The sequence below is a fragment of the Bradyrhizobium sp. WU425 genome (genome assembly GCF_021052305.1).
Lineage (GTDB): Bacteria > Pseudomonadota > Alphaproteobacteria > Rhizobiales > Xanthobacteraceae > Bradyrhizobium > Bradyrhizobium canariense_D.
Window position 1 is genome coordinate 2,465,983 of record NZ_CP088089.1, and the last position, 24,223, is coordinate 2,490,205.

General features: G+C 58.9%; 16 protein-coding genes and 1 tRNA gene. 9 read left to right on the plus strand and 8 right to left on the minus strand.

Annotated elements, in window-relative coordinates:
- Positions 1-142: 142 nt before the first annotated feature.
- The 3 genes from BcanWU425_RS11745 (at position 143) to BcanWU425_RS11755 (ending at position 2,232) form a co-directional block, all read left to right on the plus strand.
- Entirely contained in the window at positions 143-1,147 is a 1,005-nt protein-coding gene (locus BcanWU425_RS11745; RefSeq protein ID WP_085350209.1) for a TRAP transporter substrate-binding protein, read from the plus strand.
- A 196-nt stretch (positions 1,148-1,343) separates the two neighbouring features.
- On the plus strand, positions 1,344-1,967 hold the full coding sequence (locus BcanWU425_RS11750; RefSeq protein WP_204512006.1) for a Spy/CpxP family protein refolding chaperone: 624 nt from the start codon (positions 1,344-1,346) through the stop codon (positions 1,965-1,967).
- A gap of 189 nt (positions 1,968-2,156) precedes the next feature.
- Positions 2,157-2,232: transfer RNA gene (locus BcanWU425_RS11755), tRNA-Lys, on the plus strand.
- A 61-nt stretch (positions 2,233-2,293) separates the two neighbouring features.
- On the opposite strand, the gene BcanWU425_RS11760 is transcribed toward BcanWU425_RS11755, so the two are convergent.
- Positions 2,294-3,316, minus strand: a complete 1,023-nt coding sequence (locus BcanWU425_RS11760) for a tyrosine-type recombinase/integrase (RefSeq protein WP_204512005.1) — start codon at positions 3,314-3,316, stop codon at positions 2,294-2,296.
- 706 nt (positions 3,317-4,022) lie between these two features.
- Here BcanWU425_RS11760 and BcanWU425_RS11765 point away from each other — a divergent pair.
- Positions 4,023-7,373, plus strand: a complete 3,351-nt coding sequence (locus BcanWU425_RS11765) for an adenylate/guanylate cyclase domain-containing protein (protein ID WP_085350202.1) — start codon at positions 4,023-4,025, stop codon at positions 7,371-7,373.
- A gap of 48 nt (positions 7,374-7,421) precedes the next feature.
- Here BcanWU425_RS11765 and BcanWU425_RS11770 read toward each other — a convergent pair whose 3' ends face one another.
- Positions 7,422-8,831 (minus strand): patatin-like phospholipase family protein, encoded by a 1,410-nt coding sequence (locus tag BcanWU425_RS11770; RefSeq protein ID WP_204512004.1) that lies wholly within the window; start codon positions 8,829-8,831, stop codon positions 7,422-7,424.
- A gap of 1,363 nt (positions 8,832-10,194) precedes the next feature.
- On the opposite strand from BcanWU425_RS11770, the gene BcanWU425_RS11775 reads away from it, so the two are divergent.
- From BcanWU425_RS11775 to BcanWU425_RS37685, 4 genes are all read left to right on the plus strand, one after another.
- Positions 10,195-10,665, plus strand: a complete 471-nt coding sequence (locus BcanWU425_RS11775) for a nuclear transport factor 2 family protein (protein WP_018460466.1) — start codon at positions 10,195-10,197, stop codon at positions 10,663-10,665.
- Positions 10,666-11,048: 383 nt separating this feature from the next.
- Positions 11,049-11,357 (plus strand): hypothetical protein, encoded by a 309-nt coding sequence (locus BcanWU425_RS11780; protein ID WP_204512003.1) that lies wholly within the window; start codon positions 11,049-11,051, stop codon positions 11,355-11,357.
- On the plus strand, positions 11,354-11,692 hold the full coding sequence (locus BcanWU425_RS11785; protein ID WP_018460464.1) for an ABC transporter substrate binding protein: 339 nt from the start codon (positions 11,354-11,356) through the stop codon (positions 11,690-11,692). The genes BcanWU425_RS11780 and BcanWU425_RS11785 overlap by 4 nt, the downstream gene beginning before the upstream one ends.
- A gap of 787 nt (positions 11,693-12,479) precedes the next feature.
- Complete coding sequence (locus BcanWU425_RS37685; protein ID WP_083926619.1) at positions 12,480-12,719, plus strand: hypothetical protein; 240 nt, start codon at positions 12,480-12,482, stop codon at positions 12,717-12,719.
- A 269-nt stretch (positions 12,720-12,988) separates the two neighbouring features.
- Here BcanWU425_RS37685 and BcanWU425_RS11790 read toward each other — a convergent pair whose 3' ends face one another.
- Both BcanWU425_RS11790 and BcanWU425_RS11805 read right to left on the minus strand, forming a co-directional pair.
- Complete coding sequence (locus BcanWU425_RS11790) at positions 12,989-13,204, minus strand: hypothetical protein (protein WP_083926613.1); 216 nt, start codon at positions 13,202-13,204, stop codon at positions 12,989-12,991.
- Positions 13,205-14,604: 1,400 nt separating this feature from the next.
- On the minus strand, positions 14,605-15,003 hold the full coding sequence (locus tag BcanWU425_RS11805; RefSeq protein WP_094183477.1) for a hypothetical protein: 399 nt from the start codon (positions 15,001-15,003) through the stop codon (positions 14,605-14,607).
- A 1,078-nt stretch (positions 15,004-16,081) separates the two neighbouring features.
- Between BcanWU425_RS11805 and BcanWU425_RS11810 the strand changes: the two genes are divergently transcribed.
- Entirely contained in the window at positions 16,082-16,252 is a 171-nt protein-coding gene (locus BcanWU425_RS11810) for a hypothetical protein (RefSeq protein ID WP_018460462.1), read from the plus strand.
- A 1,434-nt stretch (positions 16,253-17,686) separates the two neighbouring features.
- On the opposite strand, the gene BcanWU425_RS11820 is transcribed toward BcanWU425_RS11810, so the two are convergent.
- The 4 genes from BcanWU425_RS11820 to BcanWU425_RS11835 form a co-directional block, all read right to left on the minus strand.
- Positions 17,687-17,899: a hypothetical protein gene (locus BcanWU425_RS11820; RefSeq protein ID WP_204512002.1), complete on the minus strand. Its 213-nt coding sequence runs from the start codon at positions 17,897-17,899 to the stop codon at positions 17,687-17,689.
- Between the two features lie 477 nt (positions 17,900-18,376).
- Positions 18,377-20,122 (minus strand): ATP-binding protein, encoded by a 1,746-nt coding sequence (locus BcanWU425_RS11825; protein WP_231190465.1) that lies wholly within the window; start codon positions 20,120-20,122, stop codon positions 18,377-18,379.
- A gap of 5 nt (positions 20,123-20,127) precedes the next feature.
- A complete protein-coding gene (locus BcanWU425_RS11830; protein WP_026234039.1) occupies positions 20,128-21,285 on the minus strand; it encodes an FIST signal transduction protein in 1,158 nt (385 codons plus the stop codon).
- Positions 21,286-21,897: 612 nt separating this feature from the next.
- The gene (locus BcanWU425_RS11835; protein ID WP_204512001.1) at positions 21,898-24,093 is read right to left on the minus strand and encodes a VCBS domain-containing protein; all 2,196 of its coding nucleotides are present in this window, start codon (positions 24,091-24,093) and stop codon (positions 21,898-21,900) included.
- Positions 24,094-24,223 lie beyond the last annotated feature (130 nt).

Consider the following 24,223-nt stretch of genomic DNA (forward strand, 5'->3'; position numbering starts at 1 on the left):
GGGAGAGGCGGTGCTTGCGGCGTTCACCATGAATGGCTGCCCTGCTAACGACCAATAGCAGCTGGTGATGTCGACCTGTATTGATGCTGACGGCATAGGCCACCCGCGCGCCCGGTGGCCCAAATAACAACAGGGAGAGATTATGCGCACCTTCGCGATCGCTGCGTCCATCGCGGTCCTGGCACTTGGCTTGACCGGGCCGGCATCGGCCCAGTCGCCCATCATCATCAAGTTCAGCCACGTGGTGGCCACCGACACGCCGAAGGGCAAGGCGTCGGAGAAATTCAAGGAGCTCGCCGAGAAGTACACCGGCGGCAAGGTCAAGGTCGAGATCTACCCGAACTCGACGCTTTACAAGGACAAGGAAGAACTCGAGGCGCTCCAGCTCGGCAGCGTGCAGATGCTGGCGCCGTCCAATTCCAAGTTCGGCCCGCTCGGCATCCGCGAGTTCGAGGTATTCGATCTCCCCTACATCCTGCCTGATCTGAAGACGCTGCGGAAGGTGACGGAAGGTCCGCTCGGTGCCAGGCTGCTCAAGCTGCTCGAACCGAAGGGCATCACCGGCCTCGCCTATTGGGACAACGGCTTCAAGCAGATGAGCGCCAACAAGAAGCTGGTGACGCCGGCCGACTATCAGGGCGTCAAGTTCCGCATCCAGTCCTCGCGCGTGCTCCAGGCCCAGTTCAAGGCGCTCGGCTCGCTGCCGCAGGTGATGGCGTTCGGCGAAGTCTACCAGGCGCTGCAGACCGGCGTCGTCGACGGGCAGGAGAACACCTGGTCGAACATCTATACCCAGAAGATGCACGAGGTGCAGAAGTACATCACCGAGAGCAACCACGGCTACATCGGCTACGTCGTGATCGTGAACAAGAAGTTCTGGGACGATTTGCCGGCCGACATCCGCGACCAGCTGACGAAGGCGATGAAGGAAGCGACCGACTTCAACAATACGCAGTCGCAGAAGGAGAACGAGGACGCGCTCGCCGAGATCAGGAAGAGCGGCAAGAGCGAGATCATCAAGCTCACGCCGGAGCAGGACGAGGCGATGCGCAAGGCCATGGAGCCGGTCTACAAGGACGCCGCAGGCCGCGTCGGCCAGCCGCTGATCGACGAATTCCAGAAGGAAGCGAAGAGCACGACGAACTGATTTGAACGGATGATGAATGGGGGCTTCCGTGCCGGGCGCGGAAGCCCCTTTTTGTTGCGAATGATTTCCGATTGCGACTGAACTAAAATTCAGGAGCGTTACATCTTGGAAAGGACGCGCTCCCTGTCCAAGTTGTAAGTTGCGCGCAACCCGCGCTGCGCTCATCCTCACGACATCCTTCCAGAGGAGAGTTCGCATGAGGAAATTCACCATCGCCGCCATCGCCGTGCTCAGCATCGCCGGCTCGGGCGCGGTCTATGCCCAGTATCATCGCCCGTGGATGCACGAGCACATGCGCCACATCCGCATGAACCCGGAAGACCGCGCCGCCATGGCCGACGCGCGGATCGCTGCCGTCCATGCCGGGCTGAAGCTCAACGCCGACCAGGAAAAGCTGTGGCCGCCGGTCGAGGCCGCCGTGCGCGACTTCGCCAAGCTGCGCATCGACCGCGCCAATGCGCGGATGAATGCCGGCGCCGGCGATGCCGGCAAGGACGCTAACAAGGACGCCGTCAGGCCGGAGGATCCGGTCGCCCGCCTGCGTCAGCGCGCCGAGGACATGGGGGCAACGTCGGCGGCCCTGAAGAAGATCGCCGATGCCGCCGATCCGCTCTACAAGACCCTCGACGAGGGCCAGAAGCGGCGCCTCGCCGTGCTGACCCGCCACCGCGGCCCGTTCGGTGGCGGCGAAGACGGCCAGCGCCGCCACTTCATGGAACGTGGCATGGACCGCATGATGGAGCGCGGCATGGACCACTTCCACCGTGACCGTTTCGACCGCGACGATGGCCCGGACCGGGACCGCGAGAGCCGGCTCTGAGCCTGCAAGCGTTGCCCCGATCAACCCTGGCGAAGCCGCTGGAATCCAGCGGCTTTTCGCTTTTTTGGGGGATGTGGGCAAACCCTTGGCAAAGCCTTGGCATACCCTTGGAAAACTTACGAGCCATCGCTTGCCAGACCCGGATCGCTTTGCTAAACGACCGGCCTCGCAAGGCTTTAACCGCCTTTCGGGCGCATAGCTCAGTTGGTAGAGCAGCTGACTCTTAATCAGCGGGTCCCAGGTTCGAGCCCTGGTGCGCCCACCATATAATTCAAACACTTAGCGGGCTGAGCAAACGGCAAAACCAGCGCCGTTTACACCACCGTTTACAGTTTTGTTCTCGCTTCGAGCTTCACCACCGCAGCTTCAGCGAGCTGAATGTCGCGACCGAGGTAGTGCGCATCGAGAATGGCCTCGACGTCTTTCAACGAATGACCTGTGACGGCTGCGATCTGTGGCACGCTGGCGCCTGCGATTGCGAGGCGCACCACTGCCGTGCCGCGCAGGTCGTGAAAGGTCAGTTCACCGATACCGGCGCGCTCACATGCCCTTCCCCAGGACGTGCGAAAGCCGTCCGACGTCCATGGCCGACCGAGCGTGTTGGTCAGGATCAGGGGGCCTCGGCGCTCGGTGATATCGAGAAGGGTTCGCAAAGGCGCGCCGGCTGGCATCGCGACGCGCCGCCCGCCTTTAGACTGGCGCAGGCGAATGTAGGGGTTCTCGTAGGCGGACCAGGGCAGTCGCAGCAAGTCGCCTTGGCGCTGGCCAATCCACAACGCCAGGACTAAGGCGGGCTGGATCTCGCTAAAGGCGATCGCAAGAACCGCTGCGATGTCCTGCTCGGTCCAAATCTTGTCTCTGCGGTCTGCTACGTAGAGGCGGCCCCCGCGCTCGCATGGGTTGGTCGCGATGATGCCGCGGTCTTTTGCGAACGACATGATCCGCGCCAACGTGGTCCAGGCGTAGTCCGCCTTACGTGGTGTCTCGGCGAACAGGTCGCGCCAGGCCTTGAACTCACCACGCACTCGACGATCGGCCAGAGCTGCCACCGGCAGGTCGCCGAATTCATCTTCGATCAGCTTAATGTAGGCGAGGTACGCACGACGGGTCGATGCCGCTAGTCCGGTGAACTCTGGTGCGGCCTTGTACTGCGCAACGATCGTCATGAAGGTGCCGGCGCGGGGCTGCCGAAGGCTCGCATGCGCATCGTGATACTCTCGAACGAAGTCTGGCGCACCGGGCTGCGCATGGATGGCGGGGCCCCCACGCCATGCGTAGCAATGTACTTTCGTCTCGCCATTTGCGAGCCGTCTCTTGACCTTATGAATTCCTTTCAGAACGACGCGCACGGTTCATCCTCCATTCGTCCAAGGCCGCACCCTCTGTCTCGCAGTTTTTGGCGTCGCCTACGCCGCTCAGGGTCTGTCGCTCGGCACGGATATGCTGGGCCCATTTCCTCTGCGAGGAACTGGAGCCTTACTTTGGCTACGACAACACCACTAGGGCGACCGATAGGAAGGTTTTCTTCTTCACCCTAGTCGACATCAACTGTGCGAGGTCGCTGAACGAACGCAAGGTCGATCTGAAGCCGATAGCGTGCAAGCTGCAGCGGGGGCTAGCCGACTGCATCGGCCGCCAGGATCGTCGTCAGCCGTCGATTTGGCCGCTCTATCGCCAAATCTCCCTCCTGGCTCGGTCGGACCCAGTCTACGCATTTAGCTCCAGGTGCCAAGGGATTCGTTGATGAGGGGGAGCTGTTCGGTATGTGGGCTTCTGGTCCCTTAACGAGGCATGCATTGATTGCCCGCTTATGGCCCGTTAGCGAAGTACCGGCACATCTCGACTAGGTCCGCTTAATGAGGCATGGCGGACCAGATTTGCTTAGGTTGAGTTCTTCGCACTTTGACCCCTAACAGACATCGCGCCCAGCGGCGTTCACTTTTCGCCTGGGCCACTGTGTTACATTGGGCAAGACGTCCGGCGCTTCGGTCGACAGATGTGCCTTCGCAAGCCTCTCCAATGTGCTATTCTCATCGTATAAGCCATAGGTATACCATGGCAGGTATTGCAGAGTGGCTAGCATCGATCGGTTTGGGCGAGTACGCCGAGCGATTCCGCGAAAACGCCATCGACCTCTCGGTCGTTCGCGATCTCACGGAGCAGGATTTAAAGGATTTGGGCGTCCTGCTTGGGCATCGCCGCAAGATGCTGCGCGCGATCGTAGAACTTCAGAGAGAGGTCCTGCGAACGCCTCAAGCGGGCGCTAAGCCGGCCTCGACGGATCACGCCGGCCGGCGTCAGCTTACAATCATGTTTTGCGATTTGGTCGGCTCGTCGGCACTTTCGGCCCGCCTTGATCTGGAGGACCTGCGGGCCGTAATGGGCACCTATCACCGCTGCATCGCAGAGGTTGTTGCCAGGAATGAAGGGGTTATCGCGCGGTACATGGGAGATGGCGTGCTCGCCTATTTCGGTTATCCCCAGGCCCACGAGGATGATGCCGAACAAGCGACACGCGCCGGGCTGGCGCTGGTCGATGCCGTAGCTAGCCTCCGGACAGAACCCGCCACCGAGCTGCAGGTTCGCGTTGGCATCGCTACCGGTATGGTGGTCGTGGGCGATTTGACCGGCGAAGGTTCAGCTCAAGAGCAGACGGTCATTGGCGAGACGCCAAACTTGGCTGCGCGCCTGCAGACCTTCGCCAATCCCGGTACCGTGCTGATTTCCGAAAGTACGCACCGGCTCACTGATGGGCATTTCGAGTTCCGCAATCTCGGCCCTGTCGCGCTTAAAGGATGGGCCGAGCCAATGCCAGCCTGGCAGGTACTGGGAACAACCGAAGTGGAAAGCCGCTTCGAGGCACAGCACAAATCTCGATTGGCGCCGCCAATCGGGCGTGACGAGGAAATCGAGATGCTCTTGCGTCGCTGGCAGCACGCCAGGCGTAGCGAAGGTTGCGCGGTGATGCTCACCGGAGAGCCCGGTATCGGCAAGTCGCACATTGCGCTGGCGCTTGAGGAGCGGCTCCAAGGCGAACCGCATATAACGGTGCGCCAGTTCTGCTCGGCGCACCACACCAACAGTGCGCTGTATCCTTTCACCCGCCAGCTCGAACGCGCTGCCCGGTTCGAGCGGGGCGACCCGCCCGCAGAGAAGTTCGCTAAGCTCGAGGCTCTGCTCGTGCGGGCTGATGCCGACCGCGTGTTGCTACCTCTGGCCAACCTTCTGTCCCTTCCACCGAGTAACCGCTACCGTATGCCAGAGCTGAGCCCGCAGAAGCGCAAGGAGCTAACGTTAGCGGCGTTTTTGTCCCAGCTAACTGGCTTGGCCGCAAGACAGCCGGTGTTCGTCATTGTAGAGGATGTCCATTGGGCAGATCCGACGTCGCTGGAGCTGCTCACGATGACCTTGGAACACCTACCCCGGCTTCGGGGGCTGCTGCTCATCACGGCGAGGCCAGAGTTCACTCCGCCGTGGCCAGGTCATGCGCATGTGACGACGATCTCGCTCACGCGGCTGAACCGACGCAACGGGGCGGCGTTAATCGAGCGCGTCACCGCTGGCAAGACGCTCCCGGAAGAGGTAATGGACCAGATCCTCGCCCGCACCGATGGCGTGCCCCTATTCGTGGAGGAACTGACCAAGACGGTGCTCGAAACCGGGCTATTAAATGAACAGGACGATCACTACGTCCTCAACCGTCCTCTCCCCCCGATGGCGATTCCAACGAGTTTGCACGCATCGCTGATGGCAAGGCTCGATCGATTGGCTCCAGTGAGGGAGGTGGCTCAGATCGGCGCTGTGGTGGGTCGCGAGTTCTCCTACGAACTGCTGAGCACCGTAGCCGGGTTGTCAAAAGAGAGACTTGAGGAGGCGCTTGCTCAGTTGGTTCGCTCGGAGTTGATATTCTGCCGGGGCGAGATACCGCAGGCAATCTATACCTTCAAGCACGCGCTTGTGCGGGACGCTGCCTACTCGGGACTCCTGAAGAGCCGACGCGCAGCGCTGCATGCTGCGATCGCGGGTGCCTTCGAGCAACGGTTCCCGGACCTTGTGGAGACTCAACCCGAAACTCTTGCGCATCATCTGACAGAGGCCGGCCTGTTTCAAAAGGCGGAGGCATATTGGCTGCAGGCAGGCAAGAAGGCCGCCATGCGCTCGGCCAACCTTGAAGCCATCGCACACTTGCAGCGGGGTATCGAGGCCTCGGGCCATCTGCCAGAAGGCGCCGGAAAGGATAAGCTGGAACTTGCCTTCCACTTCGCCCTTGGGCCCTGCCTGATCGCTACGCAAGGGCCAGCCTCGAACAAGGCGATGGCAACCTTTGCCCGCGCGCGCGAGCTGTGCGAGCGCCTGGGAGACCCTCCCGAGCAACTCCAGGTGATGTTCTGGTTGACCACTGCGAGCGTAATGCGCGGTGAGTTGCCGGTCGCCGAGGAAACGATCGCGGCCCTGCTCCAGCTCGCCGAAGCGCGCGACGATCTACCGGCGTTGCTCAACGCGATGCGCGGGCAGGCAATGATCCGCCTCTTCATGGGACAGCTTACCGGTGCCCATGAAGCGATTGGACGCGCCTATGAAGCGTTCGAGGCGAGCAGCGAGGACGACAGGCTGGCGGCGCGTTCGGCCGGCCAGGATGCCGGCGTGGCGGACCTGGCGCTGATGTCGTGGGCGCTCTGGCTGCTCGGCCAGCCCGATACGGCAATTGTGCGAATGGACGCTGCCATTCGGCGCGCAGACGCTATAAGTCATCCGCATTCCCAGGCGTATGCCTGTTACTACGCATGCATTCTTCACGCGCTTCGCGGCGAGTTCCTGGTCGCGCAAGGTCATGCCGAACGTTGCATCGCCCTTTCCGAGGAACATGGATTCCGGCAATGGCGCCTGGCGCGCGCCCTTCGGGGCATATGCGTGGCTTCGCTCGATCCTTCACCCAGCGCACTGGGGGAGATCGGTGCCGTCTTGGACGGATATCGCAGCGCCGGTTATCAGCTGGCCATCACCGCGCTCGACGTGTTGTTGTGTCCGCCATTGTTAAATAGTCACGACTACGAGGCCGCGCTGGAGTTGATCGAGCACGGCCTAGCTACAGCTAACCGTAACAGCGAACGAATCCTAGAAGCCGAACTGTATCGTCTAAAGGCACGGGTGCTGGTCGCCCGCGGTGGACCGGCCGTGGAAGCCGAGGCGCAGGCGCTGCTCGACCGGGCATTGAGCACGGGAAGAAGTCAACACGCCAGGACGCTTGAGCTCCGCGCCGCAACGGACCAAGCTGCTCTGTGGATCCATCAGGGCAGACGCGAGGAAGCGCTCAATTTTCTCGCGCCGATTTATGCCAGCTTCACCGAAGGGTTCGAGACGCATGATCTAAAGGTGGCAAAGGTGCTTCTCGATGGGCTACGGTGATCAAGCCGGGACAACGCTTGCGCAGATTTAAATCGCAACGCGATCTGCTTACTTGGGCTTGGCACCACTAGCCGCCCTCTTTAGAGCCGCATAAGTACGATCTCGCAGCTCTAACCAATTCGGGTCGTCCTGTGGATTCTCGTTTATGAAAATGGGCTTGAGCAGCTTGTCGTCTTTACCATTCGCCTTAATCTCGTTTTCCGCTTTGTTAAATGCATCGATTGCTTGTTTAGCGGCGGCGTATCCTAGCGTTATCGAATTTTCGAGATTGCTGTGGTTCCACTTGAAATTGATGTGCCCCGGCACGTGAATCTCGACGACTACGCCTCTCCAAGGCGTTTTCCCGTTCCTCCTGTCCACGGCTGGTTTGTCGAGCATCCCGCACTCGACCGCTTTCTCAAGTATTCCGGCTTCGGCTGCTCTGTCGAGTGTGTGCGCCTCTTTGACGTGATATTTGAAAAGCTTGACGTCATCCTCACCGACCGTTGCCGCAAACAGTTGGCAGAGATTTGCTAGTGCATCGTGAAGATTTTCCGGAACGCGGATTTGCTTCGCATCGACGATCCGGCTCACCCAGATTTCATCCAAATCAGGGTGCTCCTCGAGCAAGCTATCGAAGTTCACAGTATCGACTAACGCCCCTTCGCAATATGTAACTTGGTCGATCTCAACCGTCCCTTCGACGAAGGGAAGAGACGAACACGCACACAGGCTGCGTGAGTCGATAGCTCCCCTGTACTGCTTTTTCTCGTCCTCCTTCATCCGACGATTGGAAAACAACGCCAGCTTCTGTTCGTCGAGATTCCAGGCGTTGTGATAGATGTGTGGCATACCGTCCTTTTTCAGCTCGTCGAAGTTTATGCTCTTCATAAACTCGCTATCCGGATAGTTGATCCTGGATAGGCCGTTGACCTTGGACAAGTACATCAGGGAGGTGAGGTATCGGACAAGTGGATTAGGTGCGAGCACCTTATTGAGTATCCAGTTGTTGATGTCTCCTTCGCGCCATTCCTTGAAGGGTTGTTCACCACGAGGCAGACGATTGAACCAAGCGGACATGTTGCCCTGGATCTGTTCCATCATTTTGTACGGTTGCCATCGGAAATCACTGTAACTTTTGGGATCGGTGACGAAGTCCTGGAAGGCCTTGATGTTGGCGTTCCAATCCGTCCCGAATACGGTGTTTATGGGGAAACGCTCATAGCCTTCATCGTCCCGAAACACGCCGTCCCTGAAGAATTCATAGGTCAGCTCGGCTCTGCTTTTGTTTTCTTTTTTGATTTTTTCTTCATCGAATTGATTGTAGACGATGCCAACCCAGGCGCCGATGCAGGACAACGCCCACACATCAGACTTATCGTCGAACGTCTTGCCGTCCTCAGCAAGTGCTTTCAGAACCCCGATGTGTAGCCCTGCTGCCGGTCCGCCGCCGCCGAGCGTAATCGCTCTCTTCACCATTGGTTCCTCCCATCTATTTTATCGTGTGGCTTATTCTCCGATCGAGTTTCCGAATTGCGTGAAGAGGAAGAGATTAATCGTTTTTGGGATCATTGGAAAGCGCGGTTGAGGTGGATATTCGACGCTTTCTTGGACCTTCGCATCGAACTAGCGCACATACGCTAGGAGCGCGAGGACTTGGTATCGTGCGATTACGTTTGACCCTCTCGTACAGGTGTGAACCAGTTCGCGTTAGATATTAATCGCTGACGGTAGTAGGAGTAGCTGTAGTCCATTTCGTGACTTCCGGTAATGGCGCGTCAGCGAACTCGCTGAGCGCTTCGTTGAGGTCCGCTCTGTACGGCAAGGCGGACCAGATTTGCTCCGGTTGAGTTCTTCGCATTTTGACCCGAAGTCGTCCTTGGACGGAGCATGCGCTGACCTCCATGGAGAGCGCACCTACGATCGATAAAATCCACTCTCTAAGAGAGACGTGCCTTTGCGACCAAAAAACAATCCTACACATCGTCGCGGGCGTTTTGATGGCCCGGCAAATGACGCCCGAGTACCGAACGAACGTAGGTTACAGTCGCCGCGCAGTGAGATCGCCCGCGGCTATGTCGAAGATGTTGGCAAACTGTGAGGTAGTTTATATCCCTGCATTCTTGGCCCACCCTAATGTGGCAGAGGCTTCTTACTTTAAAGGAGGCATCCAATGCTCGCCGCAATCAAATGGAACTCCCGATATAGCGCTCGCGAATGGGTGATGATGGCTGGGGTGCTCGTCGTCCAACTCCGCACACTGAATGCAAACCGACAGAAGGGTGAAAGCAAGCCAAAGCGGCCACTCTGGAAACAGTTCGACGACACTCATCATTGGGACTCAACCGCGGAGGAATGGGTCCCCGACAAGATCAGTGATAGTGCAACGCATTATGCGTCCCGCAGGCCGAGTTCCGAGACTCCCTCTCACTAGTGGGCCTATCGAGCGGTGCGGTCGCGCACAAGTAGCTGGATCGGGATGTGCGTGCCTCTGGCCGCTTGATAGCGATCCAGCAATTGCTTGGGCCGTTTGCCGGCCGCTTTGGTAAACAATCTGGATAACAAGGCCATCGCGCGCGTCGAGCAAGACACTTTCATCTGTCACATGCGTCAACTTGCCTGTCTTTCCCGACCGCATTCGCCGCATTATCGAGGAATGCCCGCCCCCGTCGTAGATGATCAAGGTAGGCGCGCGCCAAGCCGTGCAAAATGGCATATACTCACAAGCCAGTAGTATTAAAGCCTAACGAAAGAATGCCCTTCGGAACAAATGCAACGCGACGTCCTACGTCAGGAGGACGTCGCGATGCAATTGTGCATCACAACCAGAGGGGAAGTTGCTATGAAGCGACGTTCATTGCTCTTGGCATTGTGTTCTTCCGCCTTCATCTCTGCACCGGCACTGGCCGATGAGGTCAAGCAGGAGGCCGAAAAATTAGCCGTCGCCTACACCGACTGCGTCGCCAAGAAAGACGCGGCCTGTGTCGCTGCGCTCTATACAAAGGACGGGGTCCAGATCAACCCGGGCGGTGTGTTTTCCGATCTCAAGACCGTATACGAAAACAACTTCAAGAACGGCACCGATCATATAGAGATCAGAGTCGGCAACATGTCGGTCATCAACAACGATCTGGTCGTTGCCAACGGCGAGACCGACATCTTCGGTAAGGACCCTAAGAGCGGCGACGCCACCAAGGTTACAGTGTTCTGGGGCGCCATCGACATACGTGAAGGCGGCGCTTTAAAAATCCGCCAGTTGACCGTCGGCATGAAGCCGCCTCCAGCTAAGGAAGCCAGCGCCGAGAAGAAGTAGGACGTCATCATGTCGTAAGTCACCACGCGCCCATCCTCTTTGAGGGTGGGCGTTTGATCTTGCTGCACGCGTCCGAAAGCGAAATACGGTTGCCTCGAAATGCACACCGCTCGCGCGATGTCTGCAAGTGGCCCATCCACGTCTCATTGAGGTCCGTTCCATGGGGCTTAGCGGACTGAATATGCTCGCGTTGAGGTTTTCGCTTTTGAACCCGCACCGCACATCGCGCGGCTGGCAGGCGTACTCGAGATTCTGTGGCAGAAGTCATGGCCGGCCAGTCCCAATGTGTTAGTTTGGGGCGAGTGATAGGTTGTCTCTACCTTTGCCGAGGCATCAGACATGAAGCGGCGCGAGTTCATAACGGCACTCGGCGGCGCTGCGGTGTGGCCGCTGGCGGCTCAAGCGCGCAATCTAAAAAGATTTACCGCATTGGATATCTGACGGCTAATTTGAGCAGCTATCCTTGGGTAAACGGCTTCGTTCGCGAATTAAGTGATCGCGGCTATTCGGAGGGCAACAATCTCACCATCGAATGGCGGGAGGCAAAAGGACATTCGGAACTTCTGCCTGGGATGGCTGCCGATCTGGTCCGGCAGAGTGTCGACGTGATCGTGGAACGTTTGAAGTTCGTTCACCGCCGGAATTTGAGGTCGCGTTTGCTTCAATCCTGCGCAAAAGGCAGGATCCGATGATTGATGCGATGACTACCGTCACCGATCCGATGTTCGTCTTTGATCGGAAGAGGATTGTCGACTTCGGAATAGAAAACAAAATTCCGAACGCCCATGAATATCGAGAATGGGTGCAGAGCGGCGGACTGCTTGCCTTTGGTCCTACAATTGATGGAATATGGCGTCGGGGCGCATATTTCGTCGAGAAGATCCTCAACGGGGCAAAGCCAAGTGATTTGCCCGTCGAAGGGCCGAGCGAATTCCATCTTGCGATCAACCTCAAAGCTGCCAAAGATATGGGCCTATCTGTTCCTCAGCATTTGGTCGCGAGGGCTGACGAGTTGATTGTCCGCTAATGACCACCGATTGCAGACCTCCGGGTTGAGGACCGGGAGCATTCCGATGTTCTCGAAGGTCAAGGCGCTCGGCATCGATCTCCCTGCGACGCTGCTCGGCCGAGGTGATTGAATAACGATCTTCTGCGCTGCACGAGTCTGCTGTTGGGCCCATCTCGGACATTCTGACCGGCGCTGATGATGGTCCCCGGAGCTCAAGCGGAAGTAAGCAGCCTGGGACACCAAAGGCCGCTCGTGACCCACTCTAGACGTCATATGCTTCAGGACCGCCTTGCCGTTGAGAGCGTAGCAGCGTCGCGGCGCATAGCGGGGCAGGTGGTCGCCTGCGCTCAGCAGCCCGCGAGATCAAAATGCGAGGGGTACGCGGATATGTCAGTTGGCCGAGGTTTGCATCCAGCCTAGGCCAATGCTACGGGTTTACCAGCGTCCCCTCGTCGGAAACGCGCCACGCTGCCAAGCCGAAACATAGCGTTAGCATCAAGTTGGCCAGCAAGAGCAGGACCGAGGCAAAGTGGCTCACACGCGCCTCGGGAACAGAACGTCCCTCCAGTCCGGAGACAGGTGGATGATTCGAAAAATGCAGCTGTGCTGACCTGGTTGTAGTTTGTAAAGATGCTGGATCAACAGCTTCGAACGGGGAGCGCAGCCATCGAGCGGTTCGTGTGGAGCCGCGGACTTCGCGCCGCGCTGATCGTAGCTAAGAGGCACGGCAGGAGTTATGATCTGTTCCTTCTCGCTCGGGTCATTCGCTTCGAAGGAGTCTGGCGTGATAAAAATCTTACAAGGAATGCTCCTCGCGACCACGGTTCTGGCTGCTGCTAGTGGGGCGCACGCAGCGGGTGGCTGTGGCGAGGGCTGTCATAGGACAACCGGTGGCGCATGTGTCGTCGACGGCTGGGGCACGGGAGCCAAGGTTCGGAACGAATGCCCGGCGACCGCTCGCCCCCGTCCACCCTGCGGCGGCGGGGATTTCATCTGGGACCGCACCAAACAGGCATGCTTCCAAAATAACCGCACCTGGTTCTGATCTCGCGCCCCATTCAGGCGCGCTCTACACAGCGCAATCTGATCTCAGTGCGATGGCCTCAGAGCGGGTGACAACGAGTTCAGACGGGAACAGCTTGGCCCTTATCTCGGCCAGTGCGTTGCTTCATGGCCCGCTGTCGGCGCCGGCGCTGACGGGCTCGGTTCACGTGCTTCGGATCAGGTGCGGACCTCCAGGCACGGGAGCCGGATAGGGCTGGACTGCTATGATGGTTGTGCGGCCCTGCCGCTGGCTTACAGCTCAACTGCGGACTAGCCGTCTTGGCAGGGAATACCGAAGTTGTCACAAGCGAGAGCGAATGACTCTTTTGCTTTTGTATCCTCGAAGCAAAAGCGAGTGCCGACCTCTGCCTGATCGATCCACCAATCGACGTTACTGCCTTTTGCGATGCGGGAGGCTTCGCCGCGTAACAGGTCCAGTTGTCTTCCCGCAGCACGAACAATCAGGCAATTTTTCTCTTTGGGCATAATACCTTCTCCAATGGCACAGGACGCGAAGTCATTGGTACTAAGAGCCGTGATCACGAAGGCCGCAGCAGGGGGACTGCTGCTGCGGCCCGCGCGGTCAAAAATTCCGGGTCAAAAACGACTAGGTGAAATATGCAGCCAGCCCCGGTGCGATGATCGTACCGCAGCATCTCTGGCTCGCAATATGATCAGTTTCACAATCGGCAGAAGGCTTAACGTGCATCAGTGCCCCGGCTCTCAGGTCCATGGGGATCGGGAACATTCGGCAATCTGGGTGCGTTCGCCTCCAGCTCCGGGCGATGTCTCGGAGCGGACGCGTAGAACTTCCGGCCTCAGGAATCATCTGCCTGGGGCCGGCTTTTTCCAGGACCGTCTTGGCGCCCAGTTTGATTTAGCGGTCGCCTATGTCAATTTGGCAGATGAAAGGGTGGCGGTCGGAAGCTATCCGGGATATGTTGGCAATTCAGCGGAAGCTGGCGCACTGAGAGACGACCCCGGCTTGGGGGCTTGAGGGTTGATGCCGGGGCCGCTCCGCCAGCTCGAAGAAGAGAGCTAACAAAACCTGCAATTTTTCCTCTGCGCGTTCGTTCCTCCAACGAGCGCTCGATCTCGCAAACTGCGGCGGCTTGCCGGTGCTAAAATCCGGTCTGACCTGAGCCCCTCGGTTGCCGCATCCGGCGCATACACAACGCGCCTCGATATCAGACAGGCGAACATCGTCCGACCAGCGAGCGGCGCTGAGTGCAACGTTGTGGCCGGAGTGGCAGCAGACCAGGACACCGCGTAGGCCCATCTCGCGCATCTCGCCGAAGGTGATCTTGAGCGCTCGGCCGTCGGCGTGCGTTGGCGTGTGGCGTCTAGCAGGAGGGGACATGCCACCATCAAAGCGGAAGTACCTCGCAACCTATTGAATGCTCCGACGTAGCCGCCCTAACCGGGCCGCTTTTTCGTTGTGTCGGCTCGGTTTGACCCGACGGGGGGCACTTCCCCATCTAGCCATTCCTGCTCCTCGGCTAAAGCTCGCCACGCCTCTTCCATGCGCCGGTACCGCTTGTAAGCCGGACTATTCTTAGATGGTTCCCCTTCAGCGAGCGTTGCGCAGTTGTCTGCGTTCTCTTTGTAAATCTCTGATGGCTTCATCATCGGCCTCCTGCGTAATGCTTAGGAGAGGAGTCTGAAAGAAATGTGGTTTCGCCCGTCCCAGTTCGAGACGTGAAAGTAACCGGCTAGAAAGCTTCAGCCGTTGTGAAGGCATCGCATTGGGGGATCACAAGGTTCTACCCCGACTGTCAGGACGGCCGGGCTGTGAAGGACGAACACGGGGAGGAAGACCCGAGCGCCGCAGAAGTAAAGCATGAGTCGTTTCTGGTGGTCGCAACGAACTGCTCCGCGAAGGAGCGCTAGCGCTTCGATTTACTCTTGCTCTTCTTCGCGGTCTTCTTAGACGCAGAATTCTTGGTCGCCTTCTGTGGTGCGGCTTTCTTAGCAGCCTCCTTGGGTGGCGTTTTAGCCGGCTTCTTGGCAGACTTCTTCGCCGCGGATACTGTCTTCTTTGTACGAGCAGCTGCGACCCGTCTGTTAGCTCTCATAGGGGCAGGAACGCGCTTCTTCTTCCGAGTGATGATCGGCGGCGGAACAGCGGCAGCATCGGTCGCTTCAGGAATGTAGACTTGCTCGTTGGTCACTCCGGCAACCGCTTCTGGATCGGGCTTCATAGCATCCGCGGCTGCAGTCGAGGCGGTGTCCACGATCTCTTTTACAGTGTCTGAAATTCGTTCGACTATTGATTTTTTAGCCATGGGAGGCTCCCTGAGTCGGGCAGGATATCTCATTTTTGCGTCGGGAGGGATTGGTGCCGTTCTGGCATCTCCGAGGATTCATTCGAAAGAGGGAAGCGGGATTTAGCGCCCGTTCTATCAAATGATACACCAGCTAGTTATTGCCGGAAGCAAGATGGCAACGGCGCGCTGCTTCGGTGGCACGTCGGGCGGCCCCGGCGCGTCCGGCGCCAGCCCCGGGACGACCGGGGTCGTTCCCCGTGCGCAGCGCGGACCAAAAATTGTGGCTGGTCGACGATCGAATGCCGGATGCGCGGCAAATTCGTACGGCCATCACCTCAGCGGCATCTCCGCTTCGCACGGCCGAAACTAGGCTCAAGGCCGCAACGAAGACGGACCCGGCATAGATAAAGAGGCAGATCAAGAACGCCGCCACAATGCTCACGAGCCATCTTATGGACCGGCAAATCAGGGTGGAAAGGGCATTGTTCCAAGATGCGATCGGCAAGGACCTTTGACGCCTCTTGCGCGGCTGTCACCATGGATCGATCTGTTCGTCAAGGTCGCGCTTGGAGCGGCTCAGGGGGAAGCCCATCATCCATCGGGGAATGGCTCAAGCAAGGTCCGATCGATTTGGTTGTCGTTGTCAGGAGGGCTGAGAGCTCCTGCGTTCCAGCTTGGTGGCGTGAGGCGGCGGAATGGGACAGAGAGGGCGCTCGGTTTGCGACTTCGAAGGCGGCGCGAAGTAGGGCGTGTGAAGCGAAATGGGGGCACACCGCGGGCGTGACGCTCTGCTTCGTCGACCAGACCTCGAAGATCTTCCAATTCTGAGAGCTGAGAAGTGAGTTCGCTAAGTTGTTCGACGTAAAGGATTGCGCGAGAGCCTCGCATAAATGTCCTCCCCAGCACAAAAAAGGCACTATCGGACGGCGTCAGAGCAAAAGATCGCGAGTAGTAAAAGTAAAAGACTACCACAGGTAAAATAGCTGACTGATACGTCAGGCTCACTGCGTCAGGGTGTCGCGCTTGAGCCGCGGTCCGGTCGTTGGGCCGTCCGCCGGCCGGCACGAGCTGCTCGGTCCGAACGACCGGGATTTCGTTGCCCGTCGTCGTACTGATCGCTTGCGATCTGCTCGATGGTCTACCGATGCCTTTTGACCGTGCCGGCAATATCATTCGGATCGGCGCGGTCGGCGGCGGCACGTTCGCGCAAGGCTGTCCATTCGACCCTGCAACCAATACGGTCCTCGGCGCCGAACATCGTGAATAGAGCTTCAGGCGCCCCTCAGCGAAATCGCCGGATGGGTCAGGGGTAGGGGTATTTCGAACTCCGGACTCGGGGCCGCGAGATGCCAAGTATCGACTCCGCCCGTCGATCCTATTTTGCTCTTTCAGGGGATAGCCGGCCAAGGTTGTGGCGCCATCTCTCAGGAGAATGCGATACAATCGAAGCGGGAATCAGCTCAACCAGGTCCGACGGAATATTGCGATGACCAGAACTTTTCCTGCCGTCGGCCTATTTGCCGGACCGACGTTGGCGCAGGAAGGGCGACTGCCTTTCTGTGCCGAGCAACAGTCGTAGAAGCTCCTGCAGCTCCACATTGCTGCACGAGGCATCGGTGAGCGGCGAAGATCCGCTCACCGTGCTTCCGGGGTGCTTCCGGCGCGAATTTTGCGGAGAGCACGATGGAGGTAAGTGTTTGAATTAGCTGGTGCTGCCAGACAGGATTGAACTATGATCACAATCCTGCTTTTCATTGATTTTATTGATGTTTTCGGTCCGGCGATCTGTTTTTGTGTGGCACTCTTGCGTGGCGCCGTAGCACTGAAATTAGCTTAGAGCAGCCGCGATTGCATCACCTTTATTCACGTCGAATGTGACATGAGCAGTCTCGGCGCGAAGGTCGATTTCAGGACACCTGATGGCCCTCCCGCTGCATCGAACCCGCGCGGCTGCCTAGGGAAGTTAGTGGCTTCCATCGACTATCAGATCGGCAGGCCAAACTGCGGCTCTGCCAAGCCCTCCCCTTGCAGCGAGGAGAGTGAGACGTCCAACAGCCGGACCAGCCTGGGAAGCGGCATCGCGTTTTGAAGCAGTGCGATGGACAGCGCTCGAGGTCGTCTCTGCTCGAGACCACCACGGAGACAGACCGCTGCGGGTGATGATCCCGAAGTCCTTGAACTTTATCTTCAGCGTGTCCGTCCGGCCCGGTGCGCCCTTGTCCTCGCAGTGGGGCTTAGACTGATCCCGGATACGCAATCAGCGGGCCCGTACTCGCCGAACAGGCCGAAAGGCTTGCCACGGAAGCCTCCGCAGGATCATATTCGAAGTTCTCCTGAGTTAGCCAGCGCGTCGAATCCCTTCAGCTAAATTCTCTGCACGGCTCCTGCGTCTCGAACCCGATGCCGCGCTCCATTCCCGCCTGTCCGGGTTGCAAGAAGCCGAAAGTTGCAATTGCAACGCGCCCTCGACGTGGCGCTGCTTCAAATGCGAATCCGCCGGCTGATTCCGCTCTGTGCCTCCGGCATCGCACCCTCTCCCCCGGCGTTCCTGGAGAGTGCTGCTTTCAGCATATTCTCAATTCTCATTTTCGATTTCTTCGAGGGGCACTGCTGGCACTCTTGATTCCCGGCCGAGTTCGTGGAGCGGGTGAGAGTGATCTCATCACAAACGGTCTTTGAGGTGGCTGCTGGCGCCGGTGCCTCAGGCCTCGCCCGGTCCGGAGAAGATCGATGGCGGTGGCGTTGTGCGCGGCCCCGGGAGCGGCCGCTCGCTTGCTCCGGACCGGGACGCCGGCTTGCCCTTCGCATCGTATCGCTTGGCGAGATCCAGCAACCGACGGCGGGTGAACGGATCGGCCTTCGGGGCGATGGCGCGGACCCGCTGCGCGAGACCCTGGTAGAATTCCTGCTCCATGACGCACCTCGCAACATCACTGCTCTCAGTTGAGTAGGCTACGGTTGCGAAGTCAAGAAGAGCCGACGCACCCGCGCAACTTTCTGCGACCGACTTGAGATCGCAGTGGCGAAGGACGTTGATGGGCAGCGCGCGGAATCAGATGGCAGTGTCCTATCCATTCCGGAAGGCTTGCCCGGCCGGCCGATAACGGCTGCTTCCGATGAAACCGTGAAGGGGAGGCTGCGGTTCAGCGGATTAGACTCGCACTGAAAATGCAAGCGCCATTTCAGAACTGGCCTGGCTTCAAACAGATACGTCTCGCGTAAGTCGTTGCGCATGCAACCCCGAAATTATTGGACGAATGATGGCGAATATTTATGTCTCGCGATTCCGCAGAGGATTTGAGCATTCCGGCATCTGGAAAATGATCAACTTCGGGAGGAGAAGGACGGCACCCATCCGAAGGTCAAATGAATAGCCTCGATCCGATTTCAGTCATGTTTGTTCGTCAAGAATTCTTCGTACTTTCTCCGCCAGACCGCGAAAGGTAAATGGCTTGCTCAACAAGTTGACCCCCGCATCAAGTCGACCGTTGTGGACTATCGCATTCCGTGTGTAGCCCGTCGTGAACAGCACCTTGATCATTGGATGCAACCTTCTAGCCCGATCTGCGATGTTACGTCCGTGAAGGCCATCCGGGAGCACGACGTCGGTGAAGAGAAGATCGATGGTGCGAGATGATTCAAGGAAAGCAATCGCTGATGCCGCGTCGGCTGCTTCGAAAACTTGATATCCGAGATCGCGGAGCACACCGGATGAATACGCGCGCAAATCGTCATGATCTTCCACAACGAGGATGGCCTCATTCCCCCGTAACATTGTTGCTGTCGGAATACTGCGATCTTCCTGCTTGTCGGGTTCAGTCTTGGACCGAGGAAGATAGAGTTTGACCGTCGTGCCATGCCCCGGTTCGCTATAAATCCTAATGTGGCCACCCGTCTGTCGCACGAACCCGTAAACTTGACTTAGCCCCAGCCCAGTTCCTTTGCCGACCTCCTTAGTCGTGAAGAACGGCTCGAACACGCGATCCAGGGTTGCCTTATCCATTCCGGTTCCAGTGTCGGTGACAGCAACCAAAACGTATTGGCCGGGAGGCACGGGTTCTGGGAGTGCGGCAACATACTCATCATCCAGCCAGGTGTTGCCGGTCTCGATTGTAAGTCGTCCGCCGCCGGGCATTGCATCCCGCGCGTTAACCGCCAGATTGAGGATGCCATGTTCTAGTTCCGATGCGTCAGCAAAGGCGCTCCACAAACCGGCATTGCCAACTATCTCGATCCTGATTTGCTCTCCTAAAGTGCTCTTGAGCAGTTCGCTCATTCCCCCGAGCAAGCGATCTACATCAATGGACTTTGGATCCAGCGGTTGGCGACGTGAAAAAGCTAGCAAGCGGGCGGTGAGTGTGGCCGCGCGCTGGGATGCATGATGCGCCATCGCCTGCGCTCGCATGATGCGCCCAAACTGTGGCGCATCGGACATGCTTGCGATCTGCCGTCCGATCGTATCAAGACCACCCATGATCACCGTAAGCAGGTTGTTAAAGTCGTGTGCAACACCGCCGGTAAGCTGACCGATGGCCTCAAGCTTTTGAGCTTGGCGCAGCGCTGCTTCGGCCTCCGTTCGACGCGCGATTTCTTCCGCTACACGCTGTTCCAGCGTCGCATTGAGTTGCTGTAGCTTTAAGGACGTAGCGGACACATCTTTACGCGCACCATCGAGTGCTCTCGCAAGATGCGTTGCGTGAGTAGCCGCCTCCGTGGCAGAACTTGCGCGCGCTAGGGCCATATGAACCCGCGCTTCAGTCTTTAGTAGTTCAATTAAAAGCGGAAGGCTCGATTCGATATCATTCCAAGGGATAGACAAGTTCCTGCCGACAAATACCAGGATTGCCGCAGGGGTCGAACGAGCGACCGCGGGAACGAGCGTGTTAGCGTCGGGAAATGCTACCTCTCCGAAGAACTCACAGCAGCTTGATGCTTGCTTCAAAAACGCTCGCCAAGACGGGCCGCCAGGCAGGCGCTGGTCAAATCCCTGAGCTGGCGTAAAACTCCCCGTTTCTTCATCCTTCAAGAAAATGAGGAAAGCATCGCCTCCCATAAACTTGGCTAATCGCGCGGCAGCTTCTCGCCTCCCGTTGGCGTTGGCAAAACCACTTAAAAGATGAGCCCCGTCATCCTTCAAGTGACCTACTCGGGAAATACGCAAACGACTGCAGTGCAGTTGTGAAAGCCACTGAACTGCCCCTCCGCTCGGGCGATTTGACCGTGGGTGTTACACCCCGTCAACGGCACTTCCGAAAATCGTTCTTGCAGGCTTGAGAGTTCCAACCCGAACTCGTCTCCCATACGGAGGCGAGTAGCGACGCAATCAAAGAAAAGGGCCGCCGCTGGGGGGCCGCCTAATGCATCCAAAGCAGCATTTGCAGCCTGCTTCGCGGCAGAAACTGCGGATGCCGTGCTAGTCTTCATAATTCTTACAACTGAACCAACGGGGACCTCAGCGGCGCACACAACTGCGCCTTCCTCATCCACAGCCAGAGGAACACGCAAGCGATGTTCAGCTCCGCTATCAACCCCAATAATATTGTGCAGGAAGAATGGTAACGGTTCTTTCCGATCCAAGTTCTGATGAGTCTCTTCCGCGTGTTCTACGAATGCTTCGATCGCTGGAAACCCATCAAGGCTTATCACTTTCATGCCGTCGCTCGCCGTGACGCGATAGGCTCGGGACGCAGGTTTCCAGCCGTGACTAACACCCACGCCGATCGGCTTCGAGGAGAGAATCTCCAATGCCACCGCGGCGTCGGACAAAACTTCTTCTCCACAAAATACAGTGGTCTTTTGAAATTGAGCGTTGTCCCCCGCTCCTCCACCAAAAAACTGATACTGACCGGCTGTAGCTAACGTCAACTGATCTACTAAAATATCAGCATGCCCAGCTAGAGCATCAGCTAGAACGAGAGCAGCCCGAAACGGAAATCGTCCGGGCGGTGTTGGTGTAAACCTCGAAACTATCTCCTGGGCTGCCGCAGTGGCATCCATCGCGAGGTTACGTCCAACACTATATGAGAAGACCACATCGTCGCCCACCAACCCCAGTGCACACGCCAAGCCTTGACCACTGCTCACATTCGTAAACTCGCCGGCAGATGAAGCTCCAACAACGATGGTATCGGGCAGCTCCTTTTTTATGGCAGAAAGTATCGCTCCGTGGTCATGCTGAGGAGCTGCAAATAACACCAAGGCAGCAGGCGGTGTGCTTAGGGATCTTCGTATTTCGGTGGCCAGAAATTCGCCTGCAGTCGAGCTATCGCTCGAATCCGTCGAGACTACCGACGCTTTCATTGTTTCCCCCACTTAGACAACAGCAGTAAACAACCTCCGAAAGGATAAGTTCCAAGTAGCTCGAAAATATCAAGGGGCCTCGAGGCGGCAAAGTGACGTAAACCTTTTGGGGCTTTTACTCTGCAATCTGCCAATTCTCACCGTCGGTAATCAAAGGTTTAAAGCCGAAGTTGGTTCGGGGTGTCGTAACGCTTTAGTCGGGACGCTTTCCTTCTGGCGACCCAAAGCGGACAGCTATCCGCGATCGAGCCGTGGTCGGCTGGACCTTTTTTCGGAGCGGCGGCCTGATGCGAATGTCTGCTGTCGGGCCGACGAGAAGTGGTCAACCGAACGGCCGACCGACGCGATTGACCCGAAGCGGACATCGCGAATCCTGCAAGTGCTGCTCCTGTCGCCTTTCCGAGTATGATCTTGGAGGTTACAATGACTCATTATTATCGTGCCTCGGAGCGGAAATGAAGTAGCGCCCCTTCATGGCTCTTGATGGCCGTGCAGCTTCTTGATGGCCGTGCAGCTGATGGCGGTGCGGGTCCATGAATGTGATCGGCGCAACCATGGGAGCGCCTCCGGAAAACGCCAATCCGCCCGGACGCGCGAAGGCGTCGGCGGCTCTCAGAGGATCAGATCGTGTTGGAAGGGTAGGTGTCCGCCCTGGCCAGCAGCCTCCTGGTCGAAACGCCAACCCTCCGGCGCCGCATCGGCCGGATGGGGCCATGCGGCCGCGGCGGAATCGTGCTCCGGATTGAGGGCGGCGACGGGGATCGAGGAAGCGACTGCCGGGGCCGTCGAGCTGGCATGCTGCTGCTCCGCACCCGCCTCGAAATGGAACGCGGGCTCGGCCCGGTTGTGAAAGCCTTCGTCGTCGGCGCCCTGAATGACCACGGTCACGACCTGCGGCGTGCCGTCGATCGTGGTCACGGTGAAGGTATCGGTCAGCGCGTCGCAAGGCCTCAAGGCCTGGACCTCGGGGTTCTCGGGGTTGAGCACATATGTCCACGTGCCGCAGGTCGTCATCGTGAAACTGCCGTAGCCGTGGTCGCTCGCCTGCGGGCATGTCGTGGCCGTGAAGGTGTCGTCGGGATTATCGACGTCCCTGTCGGACAAGGTGCCGCTGGCGCGTGGCGGGGGCTCGCAGGAGTTTCTTGGCTCGGTCACGCGTCCGCAAATATCGCCGCAGACGACCGCGGCGTCGTTGCTGCCCTCGATGGTGACGGTCACCGTCTGTGCCGTACCGTCCGCGGCCCTCACCGTGAAATCGTCAGTCAGCGATTGACCTGCGTTCAGCGCCTGCACCGCGCAGTTGCCGTTGTCGAGCGCGAAGGTCCAGTGCCCATCCGCGGTCATGGTGAAGCTGCCGTAACCGTGGTCGCTCGGCTCCGGACATTTGACGGGATCGAACGCGTTCGACGGGCCGTCGACGTCGGTGGCGGTCAAAAGGCCGCACGCGGTTGGGAGGCCCTGCGCGGAATTGTCGACTCCGCCAGCTTCGACCACGCGACCATGCGTGTCCCCGGAGATGACGGCCGGATCGTCGGCGCCTTGGATGGTCATCGTGACGACCTGCGGCGTGCCGCCGATGGTGGTCACGGTGAAGGTGTCTGTCAGGGTCTGGCACGGCGTAAGCGCCAGCACCGCGGCGCTGGCGGAATCCAGCGCGTAGGTCCAGTGCCCGTCGGACGTCATCGTAAAGCTGCCATAGCCTTTGTCGCTGGCATGCGGAGAACTCACCGCCGTAAACGTGTTGGCCGGATCGTCGACATCGGTGTCGGCGAGTTTGCCGGTCGCGGTTGGGACGTCGTGCGCCATGGCCGCCGCCGCAATTGCGGCGGCAGTCATGGCGATCGTGGCGACGGATCCGCCGGTCTCGCCGCTTATCGCTGCCGCGTCGTCGGTGCCGGCGATGTCGATCGTGAAGGTTTGGCTTGCCGAGGCAAAGCCGTCGGACGCCGTGATCGTGAAGCTGTCGGCGTTCGGCGCCTTCAGCGCGTTGATGGCGTCGTTGTTCGGTACGTAGGCGTAGGCGCCGGTCCCGCTGTTCAAGTACAGGATTCCGAAGGAGCCGGCCTTCTCGACGTCGTAGCTTGCGCCCGCGACGGTGAAAGCGCCGATCGCGCCGCCCGCGATGCCAAAGGTTGGGGTCGTGCCGGAGCCGAAGCTCGTGGCCGAGAAGCTGCCGCTGCTCGCCGAGAACTCATCGAACGCGACTGTGTCGATCTCGACGGGGCCCGACCCGAGCGTCAGTGTCGGTGGCGAATGGATCAGCGGCCCATCCGACACGAAGCTGGCCGGCACCACCAGCCCGGGAAGGGCATGTTGTGGACCGGGCCCGTCGGGCGCCTGGAAATCGATCGGCTGCAGCGTCTGATCGACCGCTTCGCCCGGAGGCGTGCCGGATCCGGACGGCCCATGGTCCTTCGAGTAGTTGTCGAGCACGTCCTGCTGCCGGCTCTGCAGGTCCTCCATCCGCGAAGCGTTGTTGGCGACCTGCGCGAAGCTGACGGACGATCCGGTCTTGCTGAGGATGACCGTCTGCCCGGGATCGTCCACGATGATGTGGCGCGGCACCGCCTCCTTCGTGATGAGTTCGAAGGTGCCATGCTCGAACCCCTTGTAGGTGATGGAGGCGTCGTCGAACAACGCGAGATCGGGATCGGCGGCCCACGCTTCTTTCAGAGCCGAAAGGATCAACGCGACGAAGGACAGCCCTCCGGCCCATCCGAGTCTCGCGACAACCGCCGACTCTACAGCGCGCCCCCTGCGTTGGTTCTGCGCCGGCCAAAGACCGGTGAAGACACGTGCGAGCGACATCTTGAATGCCTCGCATGCTGCCCGCTTCCGCCGAAGCGGCCGGACCGACCGATCGCGTGTGTGTCCACCCGCCGAGGTCCGGTTCTGCGCACCAGACTACGCTTTGTCGTCCCGAGACCCCTTCACGAAA